This is a genomic window from Dyella sp. 2HG41-7 (assembly GCF_021390675.1).
GTDB lineage: Bacteria > Pseudomonadota > Gammaproteobacteria > Xanthomonadales > Rhodanobacteraceae > Dyella_B.
Genome location: NZ_JAJEJV010000004.1, coordinates 168210 through 190842 on the forward strand (window position 1 = coordinate 168210; position 22633 = coordinate 190842).

Consider the following 22633-nt stretch of genomic DNA (forward strand, 5'->3'; position numbering starts at 1 on the left):
TGAACCGAAATCAAGCGGCACATGGTGATGGTGGAATGCACACCGTGTCATCTGGCTCGTCGTACCATCGTGCGCATGCTACCTACCGACGTCCCCGCCCTGATCGGTCGGATCCCATTTTTCTCGCATCTCAGCGCCGCGCAGCGCGCGGCGTTGGTCGATCATCTGCGCTGGGTATGCCTGCCTGGCGGCCAGTACCTGTTCCGCGCCGGCGAAGTGGCCGAAGCGCTGTATTTGCTGCGCAGCGGCAGTCTGGGCGTGTTCGACGGCGCGACGGATTTGATCCGTCAGGTCTCGGCGGACGATTGCGTGGGCGAGATCAGCCTGCTGACCGGCGAGCCACTGCGTTACGGCGTGCGCGCGCTGCGCGACTGCGAATTGCTGCGGCTGGATCGTCACCATTTCGAACTGCTGATCGAGCATCATCCGCGCGCCATGCTGGAATCGGCGCGCCAAGCGGTGGATCGCTTGCTGCGTCGCGAGCGTCATGTGGAACCGCCAGATAAACCGCGCACCTTCGCGATTCTTCCCGTGGATGAAAATGTGCCGGTGCGCGGCTTGGCGATGCAGCTTGCGCAAGCGCTGGAAACTTACGGAAGCTGCGTGGTGATCGACGCCGAGCACGGCGCCAATCGCGGCAGCGACTGGTTCGCCGAACGCGAAGCGCAAGCACGCTTTGTGATTTATCTGGACAGCACGGGCGATGCGTCCTGGCGTTTGCGCTGCCTGCGCCAAGCCGACGTATTGTTGCTGCCCACGCTGGCGGCGCAAGCGGCGCGACCGTGGCCTGAGGCGGCGCCGGGGCACCCGGCGCGCGTGCGACATCGTCCTCGCCATCTGTTATTGATTCACCCCGCGCATCGCGTCTTACCGGGTGCGGCGCGGCGTTGGCGCGCGCAGTTCAGTGGCGAGCTGCAGCATCACCATATTTGCGGCGAAGCTGATATTCCGCGCATTGCGCGTTTGATCAGCGGCCATGCGCGCGGATTGGTGTTGGCGGGTGGCGGTGCGCGCGGTCTTGCGCATCTGGGCGCGCTGCGCGCGTTGCGCGAGGCCGGTCACGAGTTCGACGCCATCGGTGGCACCAGCATCGGCGCGATCATCGGCGCGGGTGTCGCGAACATGTGGAGCATCGAGGACATGATGCGCGTGTACCACGATGCATTTGTGCTCGGAAAACCCTTGTCGGACTGGACGATTCCACTGGTAGCGCTGACGCGCGGACGACGCGCGGCGATCATGCTGCGGCGTGCATACGGCGCCATCGATATCGAAGACTTGGAGCGTCCGTTTTTTTGCGTGTCGACCAATCTCTCGGGTCAGGGCAAGGTGGTGCATCGGCACGGACCGTTATGGTTGTGGCTGCGCGCGACCAGTTCGATTCCCGGTATTCTGCCGCCGGTGTTGCATCACGGGCAGGTTTATGTCGACGGCGCACTAGTCGATAATTTGCCGACCGACGTGATGGCCGACGACGGCATCGCGCATATCACCGCCGTAAGTATTCGCGCGGATATCGAATTGCGCGCGCAGACCGAAGAATTCGCCACGCCGCCGTGGTGGCGGTTGTGGTTGCGCCAGCGGCGCGGCACTGGCTGGCCCGGGTTGGTGTCCACCTTGACGCGCGCGGCGATGGTCAACAGCGAGGAAACCGCCGAGCACTGCCGCGATCGCGCCGATTTGTTGATCACGCCGCCGCTGGAGCACGTGAGCATGCTCGATTGGCGCGATTGGCAACTGGCGGTGGATTCCGGTTATCAGGAAACGCTGCGCGTGCTGGAAGCGCAACAGCACGGCGAGCCGGATTCAGGAAAGAAAGCGAAGCTTCCGCTGGAAGGCTAAACTACGCGGATGAATTCCGTACGACCCTTCAAGGGCATTCTGCCCACGCTTGGCGCTCGCGCCTATGTCGACCCTGCGGCCACCGTGATCGGCGACGTGGTGCTGGGCGACGATGTTTCCATCTGGCCTGGCGCGGTCTTGCGCGGCGACGTGCACTACATTCGCGTCGGCGCGCGCAGCAATGTGCAGGACGGCGCGATCGTGCACGTCACGCACGACGGCCCGTATTCGCCGGGCGGTTTTCCCACGCTAATCGGCGAAGGCGTCACCGTCGGCCACGCCGCGGTGATTCACGCGTGCACGATCGAGGACTACTGCCTGATCGGTATGCATGCCACCGTGCTGGACGGCGCGGTCGTCAAGAAATACGGCTTTGTCGGCGCAGGCAGTCTGGTACCGCCGGGCAAAGTGGTCGGCGAACGCGAATTGTGGCTTGGCAATCCTGCGCAACGCATCCGTCTGCTGACGGACAAGCAGATCGAGCAGCTGCACTATTCGGCCGATCACTATGTGCGGCTGAAAGACGTGTATCTGGCTAGATAGCGAAACGCCCTGGGTTGGGGTTTGCACCCCAACCTACGTCGTTACTGATTGCCCTGCTGAGCTTGAATGCGCGCCGCTTCGGCTTCGTGCTTGCGTCGCTCAATCACGCGCTGCGCATCGAGCACGCTGCCGAGCAGGGCGAGTTTGTAGTTGTGCGCGTCGTACTGGCGCATCAGCGAGAGCTCGCGCTGCGCCTCGTCCAGATCGCCGCCGTTGATGGTGCTTTCGACGACGTCGCAGGCCGGTTTGAACGCATCGCGCAAACGCTGTTGCGCGACCGCGTTGTTCGGATCCAGCTGCAGCACGCTGAAGTAGAACTCATAGACGTTGCTGCCCACCGGCGCGACCAGGCGTTTTTCCTGATACGCCTTGTCGGCCAGGTCCATCATGACGCCGACTTCGCTGCCGTCGTTGGCCGTGTGACCTTCTGCCGGTTTGGCGCTGATCGATGCGTGCGCGAACCAGAAACCGCCGGCAACAATCACCAGCACGACGGCCAACACGGCAAAAAGCAAACCGCGCCTATTCGGTGCGGTGGGCGTGGATGAAGACATGTTGGCTCACACTCTGATCCTGGAACAAACATCAATCCACGCAAGCGAATCGATGCCCCTGATCGCATCAGCGTAGCCGGGCAACATGTCAGCAAAATGACTCAGGCTGTCGAATATGACAGCCTGACTTCGGATGAGCGCCGCGCTTAGTGGAAATCGCCGCCGATGATGTGGCCGCTGCCGTCCAGGTTGGGGAAGAAGCGCGAGTTGTCGAAACGGATTTCCATCGTGCTGATCGTGCCCGGCAACATCAGTTGCACGCCCGGGTACAACTTCTTGAAGTCGTCCGCCGTCGGATGCGTGGCGATGAAGTTTTCGAAGCCGGCCATGTCCGTCACGCCTTTCTTGTCGATCCGCGTGCCGTCCGGACGTGTGCCGTGATGACAACCGGCTAACGCGACGGCGACGCCAAGAACGGAAAGAGCAAGCAAACGGTTACGCATCGGTAAGGACTCCATGGAGCATGGCGCTCGGTCATTTACCGACAAAATTAGCATGCCGGTACCCCCTCAGACCATCTGAGGGGGTACGCGGTTCCTGCGCAATTACCAGGGAAGCACGCTGTCGCCCTGATACGGCGAGCCATCCGGGTGCGAGAACCAGTACACCCGGTTACGCCCGCCCGGGCAACCTTGTCCGGTGCTGTAGGCCGTGACCAGATTGTTCGCCGAGCTCACGCTGCCGCTGTAGCAGCCGCCAAGCGAATCGTTGAACGCAAAGTTTTGCGTGGTTTGCTGACCGCTGTGGCCGGCGATCTGGAAGCTGCTGTTGATCAGCAGTGTGTCCGAGCCCGCCACGTCGTTATGCACATCGGCCGAATACAGCGGGAAGCCGCCGAGGCCCAAGCCCGTGTGCTGGTCGTAACCCTGCTTGATCGAGGTGAGGATGGAAATGTCGCCATCCGACAGGAAGGCCTCGTTGACGTCCACATGCAGCGGATAACGGAAGCGCGAGGTGAATTCGCCGCTGACGAACTTGCCGATCGTGCTACGGCTGACAGCTTCCACCTTGGTGAGCTGATCGCTGATCTGGCGATAGTCGCTGGCGGTGATGTCGAACGTTTGCGTATCGGCGAAGCTGACGGTTTGATCCACCGTGGTGTCGACACGGCCGTGCGAGGTATTCACGTAACCGGCGATCTTGAAGTGACGACTCAGATCGGTGGTGATATCGCCTGTGACGTTGCCCGAAGAATCCTGGCTCAGCGTGCTGCCGATAGTTGGCGTGGGCGGCTGATTCGCCAAGGTATTGCTCACCAACGCACCGCTCACTTGGCTGGAGCCGGCGTCCTGATACACCAGCAGGCTCGCGGTTGCCGAGAAGTAGCTATTGGCACCCTGCACACTCACGGCGACCGTATGCGGCGAACCGTTGCTGAGCACGCCGGCGAACGGTGTCAGGTCGACGCGATATGGCATGAAATTGAGCGTCTGCACACCCGGCGTGGGCTTCCAGATGAAAAGGTCGACGCCGCCCGTATAGATCCACGGATACACCGGCGCGACACCGGCCGGCTGGCCATCGATGCTCACTTCCGCTTCGCGGAAATTGCCGCCGCCGCATTCTTGTGTTTCCGCTGCGTACTGATCCGGCACGCAGGTGTACCAGAATTCGTCATTGCTCTGGCTCTGCGTAAACACATCCAGATACGCACGTTCCACATTGGTCGGCAAGGTCAGCGTCGCCGCCAGCTGATCGCTGGAGGTGTTCAACGCAACGGTGCTGCCGACCGGATCGCTGCCGAGCGGATAGACCGCATCCGGCGCACGCGAGGCGGGCGCCGCTCCCGAGGCGGGATAGAACAACAACCGCGCATTGCCATGCAGTACGCCGGTGTAGGTGCTGTTGACGATGTTGCCGATAAATACCTGGCCTTGCCCCGTATTACGGAACAACGCGCTGTAGTCGGTGAGATCGCGTTCGATATGCCAGCTGCGGCCCTCGGTCGAGGTGGGTTCCTGCGTGGTGCCGAAATAGAGATTTACGCCATCCAGGAAGATGGTCGCGGTGCGGTCGTACTGCACGCCCGCCGTGATTGAGAAATCGCCTTCCAGCACGACCTTGGACCAGCGCGTTCCGCAACCCGTGGGCGGCGCGTAGCTGAAAGGTCTCGGACTGTAATCGTTGAACGTGTCACCGGTGAAAAGCTGCACCACGCACGGCTGTCCCGGCGGACGCGGCACCGTGGGATCGGCGACGGTGACGTTGCCCGAACCGACCGGACTGTTATTTGGCGCCGCTTGCGCGACACCGGCGAGTACTAGCGAAAGCCCGGCCGCAACCAGGCACTGACGGAAACACCCCATGGAAAGCATTGCACAACCCTCCCCGGCAATAAGCGACTCCCCCGTTCACTGAGGCTAACTCGATTTATATTTAAACAAGCCAAATTGGAGTGCGTTTCGGTGGCCGCCATCACGCGCTGCTCGTGACGGCTTCCAGCTCCTGCAACCAACGCAGTGCATGTGCTCTATCCGGCCCGCACATCGCCGGCTCGGGTCGCAGGTTTGCGCATACCGCGGGACGGCGCGGATCGCCGAATAGCGCGCAGCGATTGTCATCGGTCAATTGCACGCAGCGCACGCCGGCCGGCTTGCCGTGCGGCATGCCGGGAATCGGCGAAGTGATCGATGGCGCAATGCAGCACGCGCCGCACCCCATTCGGCAGTGCAGCGTCGCGTTCACGGACTCTGCGTGCGCAACGATTGATACACCGGCTCCGTCTCGGGTCGCTTGCCATGCCATAACTGGAATGCATCGGCTGCCTGTTCCACCAGCATGCCCAAGCCGTCGTAGACATAACGTGCACCCGCGGTGCGCGCCCACGCGAGAAAACTGATCGCCGCCTTGCCGTAGCCGAGGTCGTAGCAAACCGCGCGCGACGCGGCCAGCGTAAACGGTAACGTGAACGATTGGCCCAAGGTGCCGGCCGAGGTGGCGTTGACGATCAGGTCGAAGCTGCCAATGTTACTTAGATCTTCCCAATAGCGCGTATGCACGCGCGACGGTTCGCCGATCGCATCGGCCAGCGCGTCGGCCGCGTCGGGTGAACGATTGACGATGGTGAGCGTCTGCACGCCCGCTTCGAATAACGACCATGCCACCGCGCGCGCCGCGCCGCCTGCGCCGAGCAGCAACGCATCGTGGCCGCGCAGATCGAGATCGTGGCGATCGGTCAGGTCGCGCACCAAGGCAGCGCCGTCGGTGTTATGGGCGGATAGACGTCCATCCGGCAAACGCGTCAGCACATTGGCCGTGCCCGCGCGCGTCGCGGCTTGCGTGCGTTCGTCGGCTAATGCGAACGCGGCCGCTTTGTGCGGCAACGTAACGTTTGCGCCGCGACCTTCGCCCTCGCCAAAGAAGTGCTTCACCGCATCGGCGAAGGCCAACGGCTCGGCGTCGATAGTGCGATAGGCCAAATCGATACCAAACTGCTGCGCGAACGCGCGATGAATGTGCGGCGACAGACTGTGCGCGATCGGATGGCCGAAGACGGCGAACTGCAAGGGACGTGACATGCGTGGGCTCCTGCGTGGCCCATCATTGTAAGCGCTTTGACGCTGTCCCTTTTGAACAACCCTCCCCTGCATGCAGGGGAGGGCGTTTTCGCATCGCTTACCAGCGGTACGTCACCTTGCCGTACCAATAGCGGCCATCGAAACCGAACGGCGAAAGCGCCGAGTACTGCAAACCGTTCGTGCGATCTTCGTAACCGCCGTTGTTCGACAGCGCCACCTTGGTGGGAAATTGATTGGTGACGTTGTCGGCGCCGGCTGCAAAGATCCAGTGTTCCAAGCTGTAGTTGATGGACAAATCCAACAACCAGCGCGGCGCGAACTTCTGGCCGACCAGCCCGATGTCGGGATCGGAAACATCGGTCACCGAACCGTAGCGCGTCAGGTCCGCGTGCACATCCCATCCGCTACGCAGCCAATCGCTGTACAGCACGTATTTGGTGCGCGGCGTGCCCTTGGTCAACAAACCCTGGTTGTACGGACCCAGCAGATTGGGATTGTCGATCTGCTCGATATGCACCTGGTTGTAGTTGGCGCTCACACCGTTGTTGAGGTGTCCCCAATCGCCCAGATCGGTGTTGTAGTTCACCACCAAATCCGCGCCGCGCGTGCGCGTGTTGCCGCCATTGACGAAGAATTGAAGCTGCGCAATCTGCGGAAAGTTCGGGTTGGTGTTGGTGAGCGGATCGCTGTAAAGGATTTGATGCCAAATGCGGATCTGATACACGTCCAACGTCGCGTTGAGCTTGTCGAACGGTTGAAACACGAAACCCAACGAGTAGTTCGACGATTTCTCCGGCGTCAGCGGTTTGGCGCCGTAGGCGATCGCCAACGGATCGTTCGGTCGCAACGTACCCACCTGCACGAGCTGTGCGTTCGATACCAGGGTCACGGTGGAGCTGTAGTTCACCTGCGCCATCGACGGCGCGCGGAAACCGTTGGAGGCCGTGGCGCGCACTGCAAACGTGTCCGTCACTTGGTAGCGTCCGGATAGTTTGCCCGACACCACCGAGCCGACGCCGCCCGAGTAGTTTTCATAGCGACCGGCCACGCCGGCGGAGAACTTGTCGGTAATGTCGTTTTCTAGATCGAAGTACGCGGCGTAGTTGTGTCGGCTGAAGTTGCCGGCAAGATTCGGCGTGATGCCCGGCCACACCTGCGATCCGCCCGGATAAACGCTGCCGCTGGGATCGAGCGCTAAGGGATTGAAGTAATACGATGCGGGCTCGCCCGCGCCGACGTCGTATTCGTCTTTCTTGTATTCCACGCCCCAGGCGACGGTCAGCGGATTCTTCAAGAAGCCCAGACTGAATTCGCGCGCCGCATCGAAATTGATCACGCCAAGTTTGGTGGCGTAACGACCGGCGAAGAAGGATGTCGGCGACGACCCGGTGGAGTGATAAAGATTGGTGTTGATGGAGTTGGTGACGTCGAAGATCAGGTCGTTCTCGCCGTACGTGCCCGACAGATCCCAATTCCAATCCCAGGCCTGCCCTTTGAGTCCCAAGGTGCCTTGATAATCGCGCGTCGGATTGACGATGTGCGGCAGAAAACCATCGGGATACACCGCGGTGACGTTGCGATCGGGGTTGTTCCACATGCGCCAGTAACCGTTGGAGGTTACGTCGCGCTTGCCCATGATCAAATCGCCGTACAGCTCGACGCCGCCGCCGAGTTTGTATTCCATGTTGAGGACGCCCTGATACACCTTCTCGGCAGGTTCGCCGTAGCGTTCATAAGGTGTCGGTGGCGGATACGGATTGTTGACGAAATCGCGCGGTGGATAATTGAACGTAGGATCGGTAGTTTCCGCGCGATTGGTATTCATCACGCTCTGATAATTCCAGCTAAACCGCGCCCAACCCGGCGCCTTGCCTTCTTCGCCGCCGAGCGGAATCGCGACCGAACCTTCCACGCCGTTGTTGGCGCCGTCGCCGACATCCATCACGCCGCCATACACGTCCACGCTGTTCTTGCCGGGGCCGGGCGCGCCTTTGAGGATGATGTTGACCACGCCCGCAATCGCGTCGGAACCGTATTGCGCCGATGCGCCATCACGTAGCACTTCGATATGGTCGATGGCGGCGATCGGAATCGAGTTGAGATCCACCGGCGCCGAACCGCGGCCCACGCTTTCGTTGTAATTGACCAGTGCCGAGGTGTGATAACGCTTGCCGTTGACCAAGACGAGTACGTCGTCGGGAGAAAGTCCGCGCAGCGAGGCCGGACGCAACGCATCGTTGCCGTCGTTAATGGCCGGCTTGGGAAAATCCAAGGAAGGAAGCAGTCGATTCAGTGCGGTCGCCAGATCGCCGGCGCCGGTGGACGCCAGATCGGTGGGCGTCAGTACATCGATAGGCGCGAGTGATTCGTTGACGGTGCGAGTGTTCGTGCGCGTGCCCGTGACGACGACTTGCTGCAATTGTTTGGCGTTCTTCTGATCTTGTGTCGTGGTGTCTTGTGATGTGGTGTCTTGCGCATGAACCACCGTAGCGGAAAGCAGTAAGGCGGACACCATCGAAAGCCAAAGCGCATGTCGTCGGAACGACGGCAAATGCAAATCATGAGGCATGAGAGACCCCTCCCCGTTTCAAAAGGATGAAAATGCAAATGGAATTGGAATTAAAAACGTGTCTCCCCGACACGTTGGCGCGCACTCCCCTCGTGCTGCCGATTCGAAAGTAGGTCGAAAGTCATGCCTGGGTCAAGACAAGTGCGCGCGCACGACGCACGTTGCGATGGATTGCACATATTGCGCGACTCGTCTGTCAGTTATGAGCAAGCTCGTCGCTATATCACGAAGGAATCACGCGCGATGTGGGCGATGCAAAGGAAACACCGCATCTCATTTGCACATCGGTTTTATCAGTGAACACAGCAGCGTTTGAAACCCAAGCGCAGTGCGCCGCGCGCCGTCATCGCGACACCCAAGTCGTCGAGAGAGTCGCCATCGCAGCCTATGAGACGAGCGCCGGGCAAGCTCCATCCATCGTCCCGCTTCGGAGTTCGCCATGCATCGCAACGCCATCGATTCCAGCCGACACGCGCGCCTGCTCGCCGCATCGTTGCTGTGGTGGTTCGGCGGCAGTTTGCTGCTTGCCACGACGCTCGTTCCTGCCCACACCGAGCTGCTCGGCTGGACGCCATTCTTCTGGCTGTTTATCGCGCCGCTGGCGGTGGCGCTGACGTTGGAACCGCGTTTGCCGCGGCAATTGTTGAACGTACGCAGACAGCGCCGTCGCACGACATCGCAGTTGATCTGGAACTGATCGGAATTCCGCTTGGCAGTGGAGCCGCTGCGGCAGGAACGCCGCAGCCAGGGAAAGTCGCCGGTTGGAATGGAGTGGTCGCAACTGGCGGCCGGCGCGATGGAGCGCGCCACGATTCCGGCTTACCCAGGGACGGGTAGGTCGGAACAACCCACGAGCGCGCTCATGATTAGGCGATGATGCCCATGCGCTTGCGTTCCATGCGCCGCAAAAACTCCTGCATGATGCGGCGATACAAATCTTCGCCGAGATACGCGTCTTCCACGCCGGCATCGATGGACGGGTTGTCGTTGACTTCGATCACCACCGCTTTGTCGCCGACCTGTTTCAAGTCCACGCCGTAGAGACCATCGCCCACTGCGCTGGTGGCTTTGAGCGCAAGCTTCACCACTTCGGCCGGCACATCGCGCGGCGGAATGGTTTCGAAGCCGCCGGATTTCGCCGTGCCTTTCGCGCCATGGTTGTAGATCTGCCAGTGACCGCGCGACATGTAGTACTTGCATGCGTACAGCGGCTCGCGATTGAGCACGCCGATGCGCCAGTCGAAATCGGTGTAGACGTATTCCTGCGCCAGCAACAGCGCGCTGTGTTGAAACAGTTCGCCGGTGGCCTTTTCGAATTCCGCTTCGCTTTCCACTTTGACGACGCCGCGCGAGAACGAGCCGTCGGGAATTTTCAGTACGAGCGGATAACCGAGTTTTTCGGCGACGTCTTTCAGACCTTTCGCGTCGTCACGATACAGAATCTCCGTGCGCGGCACGGCGAGTTTGCGCGACACCATCAAGTCGTTGAGGAAGATCTTGTTCGTGCAACGCAAGATGGAGCTCGGATCGTCGATCACCACCATGCCTTCGCGTTCCGCCTTGTGCGCGAAGATATAGGTGTGGTTGTCGCTCGCCGTGGTTTCGCGAATAAACAGGCCGTCGTATTCGGCGAGCCGTTGGTAATCGTTCTTGCCGATGGGATCGACTTCGATGCCCAGTTCCTTGCCGGCTGAGATAAACGACTTCAGCGCCTTCTTGTTGGACGGCGGCATCGCTTCGTTCGGGTCGACCAGCATGGCGACGTCGTAGCGATATGCCTTCCGCTGGCGCGGCTTGCGCCACAGCTTTTTGGAGAAGCGATCCAGTTCGTCGGCGAAGGCGTCTTCCTGCGCGTCGTCCAGCGTGTGCAGGCCGACCGGTTTGATCGACGAGATCTGCCAAAGGCGCTCGCGCTCGAATTCGATGCGCAGCAGCGGGCACGGGAACATTTCGAACACCTGCCGCGCCAAGTCCTGCAGCGCCGGGTGCGAGGTTTCGCCGAAGTACACGAGGGTGCCGAAATCGGTGGTGTCGCGGCCGCCCGCAGGCAGGAAGTGCGTGAGCTTGGCGTTGAGGTCGTCGATCGCCAGGCCGTACAGGGACCGCCGGCGCAGATCGTTGACCGTGCGCACCGAGGGCATCACGCGATGTCCACGCGCTTCGGCCAACAGCGACACGTAGTAACCCGTGCCCAGGTACTTGTAGCTGCGACAGAGATTGATCACGTGCGTGCGCTCGTCGTCGCCGCCTACCGGCTCGCGCAGGTAATCCATGGCGGTGACCACGTCGACAGACGGATAGTAGGAGCCCCAGTCAGAAGCTTTCTCGACGACGATGACGAGTCGGGTCATGGCACCTCAAAGAAACCGGAAGGTGGACGTCGTCACGTCGGGGAACGAGGCGGCGCAGCGCAAGGCGGCAGTTTCTTGCACCTCGGCGAAGCACACAAGAGCACCCGATGAAGCAAGCCTAAATGCGCGGCCCGATCTGCGCGCGTGTGCCTTCTGCGGGATGATTTCCGGGCGCGACTGCACTAGAGTGCCGCGCTTGCTCAAAACCACCGCGTATCACCTTGGGTAGACGCGCCCGGCCCGCTGCCGGCGCCTTCGACGAGAGACCTGATGACCCGATCGCCAGCTACCGCCGCCGTGCGGGTGCGCCGCGCCGAACTTTCCGACCTGGACGACCTGGTCGCGCTGGAAGAGGCGACGTTCGACAGCGACAAGATCAGCCGCGCGCAGTTTCGCCGTCACCTGGACAGCGATACGGCGCGGGTGTTGGTGGCGAGCGCGAATCATCGCCGCTTTCTCGGCACGGCCATGGTGTTCTTTCGCAAGGGCAGTCGCGCGGCGCGCTTGTATTCGATCGCCAGTCTGCCGGAGGCGCGCGGCAAGGGCGTGGGCACGGCCTTGATCGAAGCGGCCGAGATGGCCGCACAGCAGCGACACTGCGACGCCTTGCGGCTGGAAGTGCGCACGGACAACGACAGCGCCATCCGTTTGTACGAGCGGCTGGGTTACCGCCGCGTGCATCCGATCAAGAAAGCGTTCTATGAAGACGGCTCGGATGCGTTTGTCTACGAGAAAACGCTGACATGAAAAAGGCCTCCCACTGGGAGGCCTTTTCGTTGCGTCCGCGATCAGCGATGGTTTTCGTTGGAGGCTTCCGCTGCCTGCTTGAGTTCGGCGTTGGCCTGATCGAGCAGTTCCTTCGCGTGTTGCGCGTGACCGCCCAAATCGAATTCGTTGGCCTTCTGCGCATCGACGACGCGCTTGTATGCCTGGTCGACCAGGCGCTGTGCGGCGGCGATGTTCGGATGGCGTTTGCCGCTGACGTCGCGAACCGGCTGCTGGGCGATGGCCGCGGTGGCGAACACGGCGAGACCTGCCGTCATGGCGACGAGTGCGATGCGTTTCATGCGTTGTTCCCCTTTGTCTGCGATGCAGTTGGACGGAGAGGCGAATCTAGCATCGCCTTATGACCGCAGCTACGAGGATTTCTTGCGACGCATTCTTTCGACGGCGCGCCGATCAACCGCCCAACCGTTGTCCAATGCGTTGCGCCGTCGCGTCGTCCGGACGCGCAACCAAGGCGCCGGTCCGCATCAGGCTCACGCTGTAGTGACCGCCGTCCACCAGCGGCAGGAATGCGGCGCTGCCGAATACCGTATCCACTTCGGGAAACCACGTCGGTACTTGTTTCTTCAAATCGAACAGATCGCCCGTGCCGGCCTGGCTGAAATCGATCACCGTGCGCGGCGCGTTCATTTCCTGGCTGGCGTCGTCGTAGCGGCCTGAAATGCGGTCGAGGCGGTATAGCGGCGCTACGCCGGCCAACATGGCGGGCAGCTTCCACTTCAGCACATAAGCGTCGACCTGGAAGTCGTCGCCGGCCAGCTGCGCATTGCGCGATGTGCCGTCGGGCCAGGTCACCGTGAGCGCCCAGCGTTGCGGCGTCAGGATGCGCGCATCGATCTGCACGACCGGTTCCTCTTCGCTGAGAAAGCGATAACCGCGCAGCGTCATCGCGGCGCCGCCCAGCAACGCCGCCAGCGCGACAAAGACCAACAGCAGCAAGGTATGCACAACCGCCGCGAGATGACGACGGTGATGCACGTGGTGGCGCGCCGACAGCAACTGGGTCAGCGCAATCAGCACAACGATGCCTGCCCCGATCGCCAGCAGGGTGGTGGGAAGGCGTAGCAATTCATTCCAATTCATGGGGACTCCGACGTTCCGCAACTCCCTTGCAAGACATCCATGATAAACGGTGCCGAGCTCGCGGCTTGGCTATACTGCGAGCGTTTTCCGAGGATTCGCCCATGCGTCGATCGATTTTGCTGCTGCCGACCTGCCTCGCCATCGCCGCGATCTCCGGCTGCGGCAACAAGGGTCCGTTGTACTACCCGCGAGCTGCGCCTGCCGCCGCGCATCCAGCGCCCGCGCCGGCGACGTCGAGCACCGCGACGACACCGGCTTCGACAAGCAGCGTGTCGACCAAGCCGACGAGCGGAAACTGACGCGAGCATGACGTTGCGTTTTTCCAAGATGCACGGCAGCGGCAACGACTTCGCCGTGATCGACAGCCGCGACCGCGCGCTGGCCTTGAACCCATCCACGATTCGGGCCATGGCGGATCGCCATACCGGCGTCGGATTTGATCAATTGTTGAGCGTGGAGCCGGCGCGCGACGGTTCCAGCGCGTTCTATTACGGCATCTGGAATGCGGACGGTTCGCCGTCGGGCCAGTGCGGCAACGGCGTGCGCTGCGTGGCGGCGTGGCTGCAGCGCGCGGGCGAGCTGGGCATTGGCGATACGGTGCAGATCCAGAGTCCGTCCGGTCCTGTGGTCGTGCGAATGGTCGATGCGGATCGCGTGACGGTGGATATGGGCGAGCCGATTTTCGAACCGGCGCGCATTCCATTCAACGCCTCCAACCCCGCCGATCGCTATGCATTATCAGTGGACGGCGAAACGGTCGATATCGGCGCGGTGTCGATGGGAAATCCTCACGCCGTGATGACGGTGGACGATCTGCAGGCGCCGCGCTTGGCGCGCCTCGGTCCCGCGTTGACATCCCATGCGCATTTCCCGGAAGGCGCGAATGCCGGATTTGTGCAGAAATTGAGCACGCAACACGTGCGCCTGCGCGTTCACGAGCGCGGTTCGGGCTGGACGTTGGCTTGCGGCACGGGCGCATGCGCAGCGATGGCCGTACTTCGTCGCCGGGGCGAAGTCGATGGGCAGGTGCGTGTCGACCTTCCCGGCGGCACACTGCAAATCGACTGGACCGGTCCTGGCGACAGACTCTGGATGACCGGTCCTGCTACCTTTGTATTCGAAGGCGAGTGGCTGGGTGATTGATGCAGGGGCCCACTCATCGCACACTCCGACTTGACCGCGTTCAGAGAGGTTTTTGCGCATGACTCACGCCCTGCTCGACGACACGATCAAAGCCAGCGATGTGGCCGCGTATCTGCGCCAGCATCCGGCTTTTCTCAGCGATTACCCCGATCTGGCCATGCTGCTGACCTTGCCGCGCGAACAGGGCGCCGCGGCATCGCTGGCGGCGTATCAATCGCAAACCCTGCGCGACAAGAACAGCGAACTGGAGCAGAAGCTTCGCGAGCTGACGACCATCGCGGCGGAAAACGAACGCCTGATGTTGCGCGTGCATGAGCTTAATGTCGCCATCCTGCGCGCCAACACGCCGGGCGTCGCCGCGCGCAGCGTGGTGGCCCGGCTGTCGGAAGATTTCAGCACCGATCAAATTCGCCTAGTGCTGTTCGGCGACGTGGTGCTGCCGCCGGCCGACTGGCTGTTGTACGAACCGGCCGGTCGCTCCGCCATGCCGGAATTCGCCGATTTTCTGCCGCATCACGAACCCATCTCCGGCCGCCTTTCGGCCGAACGTCTGAACCGTTTGTTCGGATCGCAGGCGCCGCACATCAAGTCGGCCGCGCTGATGCCGCTGGGCGAGTTGGGGTTGCTTGCGCTCGGCAGTCGCGATCCCGATCACTTTCAGCCGGGCATGGGCACGCTGTTTCTCAAGATGATTGCCGCCACCGTCACCGCAACGCTCGCGCGTTTGCAGGACGGCGCTTGAGCGTAGCGATGGACGCACAGGCCCAAGTCGATGCGTGGCTCGCGCGACTGGCCGGCGAACGGAAGGCATCGCCGCACACCATCGACGGTTATCGCCGCGATCTGGCGAAGTTGATGGCGTATATGCAACGTCAACAGATTGCATCGTTCGACAAGCTGGATGCGCATCGCATGCGCGGTTTCGTGGCGTCTGAACATCGCGCGGGTTTGTCGCCGAAGAGTTTGCAGCGCCTGCTTTCCTCCTGCCGAAGCTTGTTTCGTCAACTCACGCGCGAAGGATCCTTGTCGCACGATCCGCTGGTCGGCGTGCGCGGACCGAAGGTACATCGCAAGTTGCCACAGGTATTGGATGTCGACGAAGCGACCACCTTGGTAGAAGGCGAAGGCGACGATGCGCTCGGCGTACGCGACCGCGCCATGCTTGAGTTGTTTTATTCGTCGGGCCTGCGTCTTTCCGAATTGATCGGCTTGCGCTGGCTGGATCTCGATCTGGACGCGGGCGAAGTGCGCGTGCTGGGCAAGGGCCGAAAGACGCGCATCGTTCCCGTCGGGCGACACGCCATCGCCGCACTTCGCGCGTTGGGCGACGCGGAAGGACGCGAACCGGAAACGCCGGTTTTTCGCGGACGACACGGCGCGCCGATCAGTCCGCGCACGGTGCAGGCGCGCATGAAGACGCTCGCCATGCGGCAAGGTTTCGCCAAGCACGTGCATCCGCATTTACTGCGTCACACGTTCGCCAGCCATATGCTGGAATCGTCCGGCGATTTGCGCGCGGTGCAAGAGTTGCTCGGTCACGCAGATATCGCCACCACGCAAATCTATACGCATCTGGATTTTCAGCATCTGGCGAAGGTCTACGACGCCGCGCATCCGCGCGCACGGCGCAAAGGCTGAGCGCGACCACCGTGACTGGATCGCCACGGTGCCGCCCGGCGCCCTGGTACGCGGCGGCGGCGCCGACCCTCCCGGCGAATCCACCCCCAACGCCTTGGATTCGGGCCTGACGGCCCCACTTTTGCGGGTCTGGGTTTCTTTCGGAGATTTTCATGGAATCGTTCCATGCAACCACCATCATCTCGGTGCGCCGCAACGGGCGCGTGGTGATCGGCGGCGACGGTCAGGTCACGCTGGGCAATACCGTGATGAAGGCGAATGCGCGCAAGATCCGCCGCCTGGGCAAGGGCGACGTGCTCGCCGGCTTCGCCGGCGCGACCGCCGATGCGTTCACGCTGTTCGAACTGTTCGAGCAGAAGCTGGACAAGCACAGTGGCAACCTCACCCGCGCTGCCGTGGAGATGGCCAAGGAATGGCGCACCGATCGCCGCCTGGGCCGTCTCGAAGCGATGTTGGCGGTGGCCGACAAAGACGCCTCGCTGCTGATTTCCGGCAACGGCGACGTGCTGGAACCCGAACACGGCTTGATCGCCATCGGCTCCGGCGGCCCGTACGCACAGTCGGCCGCGCTCGCCTTGATGGAAAACACCGATCTGGATGCGCGCGCCATCGTCGAGCGCGCATTGAAGATCGCTGGCGACATCTGCATCTACACCAATCACAACACCACGATCGAAGAGCTGTAATGCGCGCGCGGGACATTGCGTTCCCGTGATGCCGACGTTCTCCGTTTCCCGATCCTGCCCCCTGGGTTAAATCATGTCCGAACTCACTCCCCGCGAAATCGTCAACGAACTCGATCGCTTCATCATCGGCCAGCACAACGCCAAGCGCGCGGTGGCGATCGCGCTGCGCAATCGCTGGCGCCGCATGCAGCTCGAGCCCGCGCTGCGCGAGGAAGTCACGCCGAAGAATATTTTGATGATCGGTCCCACCGGCGTTGGCAAGACCGAAATCGCGCGTCGCCTGGCGACGCTTGCGAATGCGCCGTTTGTGAAGGTGGAAGCCACCAAGTTCACCGAGGTCGGTTACGTCGGCAAAGACGTGGAATCGATCGTGCGCGATCTCGCCGACGTCGCCTACAAACTCACACGCGAGCAAGCGATGAAACGCGTGCGCACGCAGGCCGAAGATCGCGCCGAAGATCGCATCCTGGACGCGTTGCTGCCGCGCCGCCAAGCGCCCACCGATTGGACGCACGATCCGGCGCCGGCCGCCTCGTCGATCGAAAACGATACGCGTCAGAAGTTGCGCAAGCAGTTGCGCGAAGGCGCGCTGGACGATCGCGAGATCGAACTCGATGTCGCCATGAATGTCGGCGTGGAAATCATGTCGCCGCCGGGCATGGAAGAGATGGGCCAGCAGTTGCGCCAGATGTTCCAGAACCTCGGTGGCGCGCGCACGCAAAAGCGCAAGCTGCCGATCAAGGCCGCGCGTCCGCTGTTGATCGAAGAAGAAGCCAGCCGCCTGCTCAACGACGAAGAAATTCGCGCGCAGGCGATGGAAGCCGCCGAGCAGAACGGTATCGTCTTTATCGACGAGATCGATAAGGTCGCGCAGCGCTCCGAATGGGGCGGCGCGGGCGTCAGCCGCGAGGGCGTACAGCGCGACCTGCTGCCATTGGTGGAAGGCTCCACTGTGTCTACCAAGTACGGGCCGATCAAGACCGATCACATGCTCTTCATTGCGTCGGGCGCGTTCTCGCTAGCCAAGCCCTCGGATCTGATTCCGGAGCTACAAGGCCGCCTGCCGATTCGCGTCGAGCTGTCGGCGCTGTCGGTGGACGACTTCAAGCGCATCCTGCGCGAACCGCACAATGCGTTGACCAAACAGTACGTGGCCTTGCTCGGCACCGAGGGCGTCTCCCTCACCTTCGACGAGACCGGCATCGACCGGCTGGCCGAGGTGGCCTACCAAGTGAACGAGCGCACCGAAAACATCGGCGCCCGCCGCCTTCACACCGTGATGGAGCGTCTTCTGGAGAAGATCTCCTACGAAGCTGCGGACAAATCCGGCGAAAACTATGTGATCAGCGCCGAATATGTGGATAAGAATCTCGCCAGCCTGGTGCAGGACGAGGATTTGAGCCGGTATATCCTCTGACTCGGGGGATATACATTAAGTGATTGTATAGTAAGAATATTATAGGTTCATCGAGGCGGTTAGCGGGCTGTAAACAAGCGGTCGGACCCCCTCTGGTAAAATATTGACCATGGGCAAGATCATTGAACTGAAGACCACCGGTCAGCGTGCGCAACTCCGCGAAGCGCAACAGAAGCAGCAACTGGTGAGGTTATGGCGCGGCGAACTCGAACACGGCAGCTTCTGCGGTTACGTCGCCAGTGTGGGCCGGGAATTTTTCCTGTTGTGGGTCGTCGGTGACGGCATCACCTACGACGGCATGTACGTCATGCGTCACCGCGACATCACCGAGCTCGAAACGCCGGACAAGCACGCGAACTTTATGGAGAAGGCGCTGACGCTGAAGAACCTGGTGCCGCGTCTCCCGCCGAGCTTCCCGCTCGACACTATTCGCGAGGTGGTGCAATCGGCCAGCGCGACGGCGCCGGTGATCGGCGTGCATGTGGACAGCGAAGACGAGTCGGAAGTCTGCTATATCGGTCGCTTGATCAGCGTCGAAGAAGACGGTTTCAACATGCAGGAAATCACCCCCGACGCGGAGTGGCTGCGCGAACCGTCCTTCTTCGCGTGGGACGAAGTGTCCACCGTGACGATGGAAGACGGCTACGCGCAATCCCTGCTCGCCGTGGCGGGCGCGCCGCCGCCGCTCGTACAAGGCGATTCCGGCGTCGGCCAGGCGCACTGAATCTTTCGACACAAAGAAGCCCGCCGTTTGGCGGGCTTTGTTTTTGGCGTATTGCTAACGACCGAACAGGTGACGTCGCGCCTCTTCGTCTGTGCGCAAATCGACTCGTCCTTCGATGGTATCGGCGATCGCGTAGGCTTTACGTGTCGCCTCGCGATCGCGAATGCGCTCGAACCAACGCTTCACGTTGGGATAGTCGGCGAGATCGATGCTTTGATTTTCGTGCGACACCGTCCACGGATACGCCGCGATATCGGCGATGCTGTATTCCTTGCCTGCAAGAAAATCGCGCCCTGCCAGGCGTTTGTCGAGCACCCCGTACAAACGCTGCGTTTCGCGTACATAGCGATCGATCGCGTAAGGAATCTTTTCCGGCGCGTAGCGATTGAAGTGATGGTTCTGCCCCAGCATCGGCCCCAGGCCGCCCACCTGCCAGAACAACCATTCCATCACCATGGTGCGACCGCGCAGATCCGAGGGCAGAAATCGCCCGGTTTTTTCGGCCAGATACTGCAAGATCGCACCCGACTCAAACACGCTGATCGGTTCGCCGCCGTCCGCAGGTTTTGTATCGACCATCGCCGGCATACGGTTGTTGGGGGATATCTTGAGATACGCGGGATCGAATTGTTCGCCCTTGCCGATGTTCACCGGCTTGATGGTGTAGGGCAGACCGGTTTCTTCGAGAAACATCGTGATCTTGTGACCATTCGGGGTAGGCCAGTAATGCAGCTCGATCATGGTCGGCTCCTAGGCGGGTATGTCATCAGCGTCGGGGTCGGGTCGCAGGCTTTCAAGGTTGCGAAACATTACGCGCGACGGCGCGAAGAAGAACGCTGGGTTCTGTAAACGACAGAGCGCCTGCTTCGTTTCCGCGATGGCCGGCCTCGACAGAAGGCCTCAACCCGAAGACTCGGAGAGACCCATGAAGACCATCGCCACGTGTTTCGCCGTGCTTGGCCTGGCGCTCAGCGCCACGACCTTCGCACCCGTTGGTTTCGCGCAGGACAGCAGTGCGCCGGCCAGCATGCAAGATGCTTCATCTACCGGTATGCAACATCGTGCACCCGATCCACAGAAACAAGCCGCACGACTAAGCAAGCGCCTGGGACTGAACGACGATCAGTCGTCCAAGATCGCCTCGATTCTGCAAAATCGTCAACAGCAACTCATGGCGACGCGCAGCGACAGTTCGCTTTCGCCGCAGGATCGCCGCGCCAAGATGCGATCGATCCAGCAGAATACGGATTCGCAAATCAACGCCGTCCTCACGCCGGACCAACAGTCGCAATACGCGACCATGAAGCAGAACATGAAGAATCGCCGGCAGAATGCGCGCGGCAATCCGAATGGGTCGAGCTCATCGGATAATGGATCGGATAGCGACAGTCACTGAGCCAACACGTCGGCTCGTACAGGCGCGCGCTACCGTTCGCGCGCTTGTACGTTTACGCTCTCGCCCATCCTTCGCAATGCGAGAGCATTTATGACACGCCTGGTTGTCGTCGGCAGCATCAATATGGATCTGGTGACGGTGGCGGCGCGTTTTCCCGCACCGGGCGAAACCTTGATCGGCGACCGGTTTGTTTCCGTGCATGGCGGCAAAGGCGGCAACCAAGCGGTCGCTGCCGCACGTTTGGGCGCGGAAGTGCATATGATTGCCGCAATCGGCGACGACGCGTTCGGCGATCCGCTGCGCGACGGACTCGCCAGCGAGGGCGTCAGCATCGAACACATCGCGCGCGTGGAAGGCAGCAGCGGCACGGCGTCGATCACGGTCGCCAACGGCGAAAATGAAATCGTGGTGGTTCCCGGCGCCAATGCACAACTCACGCCTGCGCACGTTTCGAAAGCGCAGCAAGTCATCGCCAGCGCCGACGCGGTGCTGGTGCAAATGGAAATCCCTTTGGAAACGGTGGAAGCCACGCTGCGTATCGCGGATGCGCAACGCGTGCCGGTGATTCTCAATCCTGCGCCGGCACAACCGTTGCCGTCCGAATGGTTACGCCTGGCGCGCTATATCACGCCGAATCAACACGAATTGGCGACGTTGCTTGGCGCGGACGCGTCGGAGGATTTTCGCAGCCTGATGCGTCGCGCGCCGTGTCCGGTGGTGTTGACGCGCGGCGGCGAAGGCGCGTGGTTTCGGGAAGAGGGCGAACCGCAACATCAAGCGGGGTTCGATGTGGAAGTGGTGGACAGCACCGGGGCGGGCGACACGTTCAACGCCGCATTCGCGGTGTATCTGCACGAGGGTTTGCCGATCGCCGTACGCAAAGCGTGCGCGGCGGCGGCGTTGTCAGTCACACGCCTTGGCGCACGCGGCGGCATGCCGCATCCGGCGGAAGTAGAGGCGTTGCTGGCGCGACAGCGCGTGTGATTACTTGCCGATGCAGAACGAGCTGAAGATAGCGCCGAGCAGATCGTCGCTGCTGTAAGTACCGGTGATCTCGCCGAGTGCGTGCTGCGCCTGACGCAGTTCTTCGGCAGCCAGTTCGCCGGCGCGCGCATCGATCAGCACGTGCGCGGTGCGATCCAAATGATCGGATACGCGTTCGAGCGCCAACACGTGACGGCGACGCGCGCTAAACGCGCCTTCGCCGCTGCCCGCACCGGCCAGTTGTTTTAGATGTCCGCGCAAGGCGTCGAGGCCTTGGCCTGTTTTTACCGAGAGCCATAACCAGTGCGCGCCGTCGCGCTCTTCGACATGGGATGGCATCGCATCGAGATCGATCTTGTTGATGACGACGATTCGTTCGACGCCGGCAGGTAGATCCGTCAGCCATGCGAGATCGTCTTTCGCATGCTGCACGTCGGTCACCAACAACACGACATCGGCACGCTCGCGTTCACCGTGCGCGCGACGCACGCCTTCGCGTTCGACCGGATCGTGCGTGTCACGCAAGCCTGCGGTATCGGCCAACTCAAGTGCGATACCGTCCAGCGAAATGCTTTCGCGCAATACATCACGCGTCGTGCCGGCGATTTCGGTGACGATGGCGCGTTCGCTGCCAGCCATGGCGTTGAGCAAACTCGATTTGCCGGCGTTGGGGCGACCGACGATGGCGATGCGCAAGCCGTCATTGAGCCGCACGCCGCGTTGCGCTTCGCGCAGTAAGTCAGTCAGTTGCGCGCGTAACGCGTGCAGCTTTTGCGCGATGGCGGGATCGGCGAGAAAGTCGATTTCTTCTTCGGGAAAGTCGATCGCCGCTTCGATGTGTACGCGCAACAAGATCAAGGATTGCAGCAATGCGTCGACTTTGCGCGAGAACACACCTTCCATCGACTGCAACGCCGCCCGCGCGCCGGCTTGCGAGCGCGCGGCGATCAGATCGGCGACGGCTTCCGCCTGCGCTAGATCGAGTTTGCCGTTGAGGAAGGCGCGTTCGGTGAATTCGCCGGGACGGGCCAGACGCGCGCCGAGTTCGCAGACACGACGCAACAACAAGTCCAACAACACCGCGCTGCCGTGACCCTGCAGTTCCAGCACATGTTCGCCGGTGTACGACGCGGGGGCGGGGAAATAAAGCAGCAGACCACGATCGATCAGCCGATTGTCCGTATCGCGAAACGCAGCGAAATGCGCGTGACGCGGCGATGGCGATTTGCGCAGCAACGCTGCCGCGATGGCCGGTACGTGCGGACCCGATACGCGCACCACGCCAATACCCGCCGCGCCAGGCGCGCTGGCGATCGCGGCGATGGTGTCGTTGTCGTTATCGGGAAGTGGTGCGGCCATGGCGCATCAGCATAACCGCAGCGGGCGGCACATGGCCGCC

Annotated in this window: 24 protein-coding genes; 13 read left to right on the forward strand and 11 right to left on the reverse strand. The window is 61.8% G+C overall.

Going from position 1 to position 22633, the window contains the following annotated elements:
• Positions 1-21 precede the first annotated feature (21 nt).
• Positions 22-1842 (forward strand): patatin-like phospholipase family protein, encoded by a 1821-nt coding sequence (locus L0U79_RS02140; protein WP_233840245.1) that lies wholly within the window; start codon positions 22-24, stop codon positions 1840-1842.
• Between the two features lie 9 nt (positions 1843-1851).
• Entirely contained in the window at positions 1852-2385 is a 534-nt protein-coding gene (locus tag L0U79_RS02145) for a gamma carbonic anhydrase family protein (protein WP_233840246.1), read from the forward strand.
• A 41-nt stretch (positions 2386-2426) separates the two neighbouring features.
• Here the strand turns inward: L0U79_RS02145 and L0U79_RS02150 are convergent, their stop codons facing one another.
• The 6 genes from L0U79_RS02150 to L0U79_RS02175 form a co-directional block, all read right to left on the reverse strand.
• Complete coding sequence (locus L0U79_RS02150; protein WP_233840247.1) at positions 2427-2939, reverse strand: hypothetical protein; 513 nt, start codon at positions 2937-2939, stop codon at positions 2427-2429.
• A 146-nt stretch (positions 2940-3085) separates the two neighbouring features.
• Positions 3086-3382 (reverse strand): hypothetical protein, encoded by a 297-nt coding sequence (locus L0U79_RS02155; RefSeq protein ID WP_233840248.1) that lies wholly within the window; start codon positions 3380-3382, stop codon positions 3086-3088.
• Positions 3383-3484: 102 nt separating this feature from the next.
• Positions 3485-5254 (reverse strand): peptide-N4-asparagine amidase, encoded by a 1770-nt coding sequence (locus tag L0U79_RS02160; RefSeq protein ID WP_233840249.1) that lies wholly within the window; start codon positions 5252-5254, stop codon positions 3485-3487.
• Between the two features lie 100 nt (positions 5255-5354).
• Complete coding sequence (locus tag L0U79_RS02165) at positions 5355-5624, reverse strand: YkgJ family cysteine cluster protein (protein ID WP_233840250.1); 270 nt, start codon at positions 5622-5624, stop codon at positions 5355-5357.
• Positions 5621-6457: a shikimate dehydrogenase gene (aroE, locus tag L0U79_RS02170; RefSeq protein ID WP_233840251.1), complete on the reverse strand. Its 837-nt coding sequence runs from the start codon at positions 6455-6457 to the stop codon at positions 5621-5623. The genes L0U79_RS02165 and aroE overlap by 4 nt, the downstream gene beginning before the upstream one ends.
• Before the next feature lie 97 nt (positions 6458-6554).
• Positions 6555-9026, reverse strand: coding sequence for a TonB-dependent receptor (locus L0U79_RS02175; protein WP_233840252.1), 2472 nt, complete (start codon positions 9024-9026; stop codon positions 6555-6557).
• Positions 9027-9465: 439 nt separating this feature from the next.
• Between L0U79_RS02175 and L0U79_RS02180 the strand changes: the two genes are divergently transcribed.
• Positions 9466-9723: a hypothetical protein gene (locus L0U79_RS02180; protein WP_233840253.1), complete on the forward strand. Its 258-nt coding sequence runs from the start codon at positions 9466-9468 to the stop codon at positions 9721-9723.
• 169 nt (positions 9724-9892) lie between these two features.
• Here the strand turns inward: L0U79_RS02180 and L0U79_RS02185 are convergent, their stop codons facing one another.
• On the reverse strand, positions 9893-11377 hold the full coding sequence (locus L0U79_RS02185; protein ID WP_233840254.1) for a RimK family protein: 1485 nt from the start codon (positions 11375-11377) through the stop codon (positions 9893-9895).
• A 270-nt stretch (positions 11378-11647) separates the two neighbouring features.
• On the opposite strand from L0U79_RS02185, the gene L0U79_RS02190 reads away from it, so the two are divergent.
• Positions 11648-12124 (forward strand): GNAT family N-acetyltransferase, encoded by a 477-nt coding sequence (locus L0U79_RS02190; protein WP_233840255.1) that lies wholly within the window; start codon positions 11648-11650, stop codon positions 12122-12124.
• Between the two features lie 41 nt (positions 12125-12165).
• Here L0U79_RS02190 and L0U79_RS02195 read toward each other — a convergent pair whose 3' ends face one another.
• Together L0U79_RS02195 and L0U79_RS02200 are read right to left on the reverse strand one after the other, a co-directional pair.
• A complete protein-coding gene (locus L0U79_RS02195; protein WP_233840256.1) occupies positions 12166-12444 on the reverse strand; it encodes a hypothetical protein in 279 nt (92 codons plus the stop codon).
• A 112-nt stretch (positions 12445-12556) separates the two neighbouring features.
• Positions 12557-13246, reverse strand: a complete 690-nt coding sequence (locus tag L0U79_RS02200) for a hypothetical protein (RefSeq protein WP_233840257.1) — start codon at positions 13244-13246, stop codon at positions 12557-12559.
• Between the two features lie 101 nt (positions 13247-13347).
• Between L0U79_RS02200 and L0U79_RS02205 the strand changes: the two genes are divergently transcribed.
• The 7 genes from L0U79_RS02205 (at position 13348) to L0U79_RS02235 (ending at position 18854) form a co-directional block, all read left to right on the forward strand.
• Positions 13348-13545: a lipoprotein gene (locus L0U79_RS02205; RefSeq protein WP_233840258.1), complete on the forward strand. Its 198-nt coding sequence runs from the start codon at positions 13348-13350 to the stop codon at positions 13543-13545.
• Between the two features lie 7 nt (positions 13546-13552).
• Positions 13553-14389: a diaminopimelate epimerase gene (gene dapF, locus L0U79_RS02210; protein WP_233840259.1), complete on the forward strand. Its 837-nt coding sequence runs from the start codon at positions 13553-13555 to the stop codon at positions 14387-14389.
• A gap of 58 nt (positions 14390-14447) precedes the next feature.
• On the forward strand, positions 14448-15131 hold the full coding sequence (locus tag L0U79_RS02215; RefSeq protein WP_233840260.1) for a DUF484 family protein: 684 nt from the start codon (positions 14448-14450) through the stop codon (positions 15129-15131).
• An 8-nt stretch (positions 15132-15139) separates the two neighbouring features.
• Positions 15140-16027 carry a tyrosine recombinase XerC gene (gene xerC / locus L0U79_RS02220; protein ID WP_233840261.1) on the forward strand — a complete coding sequence of 296 codons (888 nt, stop codon included), beginning with the start codon at positions 15140-15142 and terminating at the stop codon, positions 16025-16027.
• A gap of 152 nt (positions 16028-16179) precedes the next feature.
• Positions 16180-16713, forward strand: coding sequence for an ATP-dependent protease subunit HslV (hslV, locus tag L0U79_RS02225; protein ID WP_188794044.1), 534 nt, complete (start codon positions 16180-16182; stop codon positions 16711-16713).
• A 73-nt stretch (positions 16714-16786) separates the two neighbouring features.
• Positions 16787-18130 carry an ATP-dependent protease ATPase subunit HslU gene (gene hslU, locus L0U79_RS02230; RefSeq protein WP_233840262.1) on the forward strand — a complete coding sequence of 448 codons (1344 nt, stop codon included), beginning with the start codon at positions 16787-16789 and terminating at the stop codon, positions 18128-18130.
• A gap of 109 nt (positions 18131-18239) precedes the next feature.
• Positions 18240-18854 (forward strand): hypothetical protein, encoded by a 615-nt coding sequence (locus tag L0U79_RS02235; protein ID WP_233840263.1) that lies wholly within the window; start codon positions 18240-18242, stop codon positions 18852-18854.
• A 54-nt stretch (positions 18855-18908) separates the two neighbouring features.
• Here the strand turns inward: L0U79_RS02235 and L0U79_RS02240 are convergent, their stop codons facing one another.
• Positions 18909-19595, reverse strand: coding sequence for a glutathione binding-like protein (locus L0U79_RS02240; RefSeq protein ID WP_233840264.1), 687 nt, complete (start codon positions 19593-19595; stop codon positions 18909-18911).
• 184 nt (positions 19596-19779) lie between these two features.
• Between L0U79_RS02240 and L0U79_RS02245 the strand changes: the two genes are divergently transcribed.
• Together L0U79_RS02245 and rbsK are read left to right on the forward strand one after the other, a co-directional pair.
• On the forward strand, positions 19780-20250 hold the full coding sequence (locus L0U79_RS02245; RefSeq protein ID WP_233840265.1) for a hypothetical protein: 471 nt from the start codon (positions 19780-19782) through the stop codon (positions 20248-20250).
• Between the two features lie 90 nt (positions 20251-20340).
• Positions 20341-21234, forward strand: a complete 894-nt coding sequence (gene rbsK / locus L0U79_RS02250; RefSeq protein ID WP_233840266.1) for a ribokinase — start codon at positions 20341-20343, stop codon at positions 21232-21234.
• On the opposite strand, the gene mnmE is transcribed toward rbsK, so the two are convergent.
• A complete protein-coding gene (gene mnmE / locus L0U79_RS02255) occupies positions 21235-22593 on the reverse strand; it encodes a tRNA uridine-5-carboxymethylaminomethyl(34) synthesis GTPase MnmE (protein WP_233840267.1) in 1359 nt (452 codons plus the stop codon). It abuts the gene before it with no gap.
• Between the last annotated feature and the right edge of the window lie 40 nt (positions 22594-22633).

Coding starts and splice junctions, on each gene's coding strand:
- L0U79_RS02235 (WP_233840263.1), top strand. CDS start 18,240: ATGGGCAAGATCATTGAACTGAAGACCACCGGTCAGCGTGCGCAACTC.
- L0U79_RS02150 (WP_233840247.1), bottom strand. CDS start 2,939: ATGTCTTCATCCACGCCCACCGCACCGAATAGGCGCGGTTTGCTTTTT.
- hslU (WP_233840262.1), top strand. CDS start 16,787: ATGTCCGAACTCACTCCCCGCGAAATCGTCAACGAACTCGATCGCTTC.
- L0U79_RS02200 (WP_233840257.1), bottom strand. CDS start 13,246: ATGAATTGGAATGAATTGCTACGCCTTCCCACCACCCTGCTGGCGATC.
- L0U79_RS02215 (WP_233840260.1), top strand. CDS start 14,448: ATGACTCACGCCCTGCTCGACGACACGATCAAAGCCAGCGATGTGGCC.
- L0U79_RS02180 (WP_233840253.1), top strand. CDS start 9,466: ATGCATCGCAACGCCATCGATTCCAGCCGACACGCGCGCCTGCTCGCC.
- L0U79_RS02145 (WP_233840246.1), top strand. CDS start 1,852: ATGAATTCCGTACGACCCTTCAAGGGCATTCTGCCCACGCTTGGCGCT.
- L0U79_RS02240 (WP_233840264.1), bottom strand. CDS start 19,595: ATGATCGAGCTGCATTACTGGCCTACCCCGAATGGTCACAAGATCACG.
- mnmE (WP_233840267.1), bottom strand. CDS start 22,593: ATGGCCGCACCACTTCCCGATAACGACAACGACACCATCGCCGCGATC.
- rbsK (WP_233840266.1), top strand. CDS start 20,341: ATGACACGCCTGGTTGTCGTCGGCAGCATCAATATGGATCTGGTGACG.
- L0U79_RS02245 (WP_233840265.1), top strand. CDS start 19,780: ATGAAGACCATCGCCACGTGTTTCGCCGTGCTTGGCCTGGCGCTCAGC.
- aroE (WP_233840251.1), bottom strand. CDS start 6,457: ATGTCACGTCCCTTGCAGTTCGCCGTCTTCGGCCATCCGATCGCGCAC.
- L0U79_RS02155 (WP_233840248.1), bottom strand. CDS start 3,382: ATGCGTAACCGTTTGCTTGCTCTTTCCGTTCTTGGCGTCGCCGTCGCG.
- L0U79_RS02190 (WP_233840255.1), top strand. CDS start 11,648: ATGACCCGATCGCCAGCTACCGCCGCCGTGCGGGTGCGCCGCGCCGAA.
- hslV (WP_188794044.1), top strand. CDS start 16,180: ATGGAATCGTTCCATGCAACCACCATCATCTCGGTGCGCCGCAACGGG.
- L0U79_RS02185 (WP_233840254.1), bottom strand. CDS start 11,377: ATGACCCGACTCGTCATCGTCGTCGAGAAAGCTTCTGACTGGGGCTCC.
- L0U79_RS02195 (WP_233840256.1), bottom strand. CDS start 12,444: ATGAAACGCATCGCACTCGTCGCCATGACGGCAGGTCTCGCCGTGTTC.
- L0U79_RS02175 (WP_233840252.1), bottom strand. CDS start 9,026: ATGCCTCATGATTTGCATTTGCCGTCGTTCCGACGACATGCGCTTTGG.
- dapF (WP_233840259.1), top strand. CDS start 13,553: ATGACGTTGCGTTTTTCCAAGATGCACGGCAGCGGCAACGACTTCGCC.
- xerC (WP_233840261.1), top strand. CDS start 15,140: ATGGACGCACAGGCCCAAGTCGATGCGTGGCTCGCGCGACTGGCCGGC.
- L0U79_RS02160 (WP_233840249.1), bottom strand. CDS start 5,254: ATGCTTTCCATGGGGTGTTTCCGTCAGTGCCTGGTTGCGGCCGGGCTT.
- L0U79_RS02205 (WP_233840258.1), top strand. CDS start 13,348: ATGCGTCGATCGATTTTGCTGCTGCCGACCTGCCTCGCCATCGCCGCG.
- L0U79_RS02140 (WP_233840245.1), top strand. CDS start 22: ATGGTGATGGTGGAATGCACACCGTGTCATCTGGCTCGTCGTACCATC.